The 2,195-nt window shown below is 42.8% G+C and carries 2 protein-coding genes and 1 pseudogene; all 3 read right to left on the minus strand.

Translation table 11 applies throughout. The annotated features are described in order from the left end of the window. Window positions 1-386 precede the first annotated feature (386 nt). On the minus strand, window positions 387-1,406 hold the full coding sequence (locus CZ367_RS13660) for an IS3 family transposase (protein ID WP_144006043.1): 1,020 nt from the start codon (window positions 1,404-1,406) through the stop codon (window positions 387-389). A gap of 5 nt (window positions 1,407-1,411) precedes the next feature. Continuing rightward, a complete protein-coding gene (locus CZ367_RS13665) occupies window positions 1,412-1,789 on the minus strand; it encodes a transposase (RefSeq protein WP_077197487.1) in 378 nt (125 codons plus the stop codon). 50 nt (window positions 1,790-1,839) lie between these two features. Continuing rightward, window positions 1,840-2,028 (minus strand): annotated as a pseudogene (locus CZ367_RS16340) (IS1634 family transposase); the annotation flags it as partial. Between the last annotated feature and the right edge of the window lie 167 nt (window positions 2,029-2,195).

The raw sequence follows: 2,195 nt of genomic DNA on the forward strand, positions 1-2,195 counted from the left end.
TTGCTGCGTACCAATTGGGACAGGCGAAGAATACCCTGACGCATGTCCACAGGAGTGCAACAAACCCGAAAAACATTTGTTTCATTGAGTACAAACATAAGTTTTTCGGGCAAAGGTAGTAAAGCAAGAATGTTACACAAAGGCGGCTAATATTGGATGCTTACTTTTCAGTTGTTTAGCTCGCTAAACGTCTTCAAAAACAACCAAAAATAGCTCAAAATAAGCTCGCAAATCTCGAAGAAGTCTAACGACCGATTTGTAGTTTCCTGATTTTGGTTGACTACTTGCTTGTCTTAAGTCTTGATAAAGTTGACTCAGTTAAACATTAAAACTGATTATAGTTGACTATTGATCCTTATCACTGATATTTGTTGACAGAGTCATTCTTATAACTGCCCAGGGTTGACTGGAGGGCGTAGCCCGGAAGTCAACCCTGGGCATGGCTGCAAAGGTAAACCATTCTCAGGGATTATACAAAAACTTTGATTCTCTTTTATATGAATCTCCCTAAAACTTGTCCATCTCTTAGTAATTTCACCCACACATAAAGCAGCTTCTTTGGGTGTCATCATATCGATACTCATGTGTGGACGTTCTTCGTTGTAGAACCGTACCGCAGATGAGACAGCCTGGGTAACTTCATCGATATTACGGAATGTCATTCCCCTGAGTAGTTCATTCTTCATCGTGTTGTTGATTCTCTCTGCCTGAGCATTGTCCTTGGGGTCTCCGCCCTCGGTCATGCTTATCCGGATCCCGTGCTCCTTCAGGATTGCCACGTACTTGGCGCTAGCATACTGGCATCCTCTGTCGGAGTGATGGATGAGGTTTACGTCTTCTTTGGAAACATCTGCAATCCTGCAAAGTGCCATCTCAAGAGCCTTGATGGGATATACCGCATCAAGCGTCTCACCGACACACCAGCCGACTATCTCCTCGCTATAGGCATCAAGGATTAATGACAGATAGCAGAAGCTGTAATGCTCTGCGTCTGTCCATATTGTCATATACGTGATGTCACTTACCCAGAGACGATCAGGTGCCAGAGGTATATATTCCTTTATTAGATTGGGGAACACGGAGAGACCATGGGTAGAGTCTGTCGTGCGTGGTTTACGCATCTTTAGGCGGACCTTCAAGCCATACTTGTCGACAATGTCAGCAAACCGGTCACGTCCGAGCGGATGATTGCCTTCAAAGCTTTTGCGATACATATACCACAGCTTGCTTCCGCCTATACCCGGATCCTTCTTACGGATTTCTTTGATGTAGGACACGGCAAACTCCTCACTTGCAATCCTCTCAAGAAGACGGTTCTCGTCATACTTGTAATAAGCCTGCTTCGTGAAGCCAAACAGCTTGCAGAGACTCTCTATCTGATAACGGCGAGAGTCTTCTGCATGCAGGTTCTTTACTGTTTGGCGCCAGCTTTTTTTCGGATGGAAATGTTGAACTGCTTCTCTGCAACGTTAATCAACTCGTTGAAAGCATCAGCACGAAGTGATTCGTGAGTCAGTTCCTTCTTCAAACGTGCAATCTCTGCCTGCAAGTCTTTGATCTCTGTATTCTCGGCATCTGCAATAGGAGTTCCAGAATGGATGAATGTTCGACGTTTCATAATGACTTTGACTTGGTTTTCACTTGCAAAGTTACGAATCCATCTTGAAATTGTTGTCTCTCCAACAGGAATGATTCGAGAAATTTTTGTGCGCCCCAAACCCTCTTGGGTATAAAGACGAATTACTTCATCGTAATACTTGTTACGTTTCTCACAATTGTACTTCCACATAATTGTTGATTTTGCGAGTCAACTTTTTCTAGGGAAAGACAATTTGGGTTAAAATGCTCTGTAAGTGCAAAAGCAATTCTTCTCACCTGCAAGGCTGTGAGAGAAGGTTCAAAACCAATATTGAGCAAGATGAGCGAATGTACGTGTCCAGCCACGTCACGATATGACTCTTTTAGTCTATAATAAAGAGCCTTTTCACCAGTTGCCGGATTAAAACGTGTCTGTACATTTGCGTGCATAGGTGCAAAGTAACAAAAAAAAATTGATATGCTGGTGTCCTACAAATCAGATTTAGCCCGTATTCAGAAAACGCTACGGCTGATTATTAAGTACTTAGCAAACCTGAAACCCTCAAAACACACTGAAAATTTATGAAAAATAATTATGCCCGTTAAACTTGGGTTAA

The organism is Prevotella ihumii (genome assembly GCF_900155655.1).
GTDB classification, from domain to species: domain Bacteria; phylum Bacteroidota; class Bacteroidia; order Bacteroidales; family Bacteroidaceae; genus Prevotella; species Prevotella ihumii.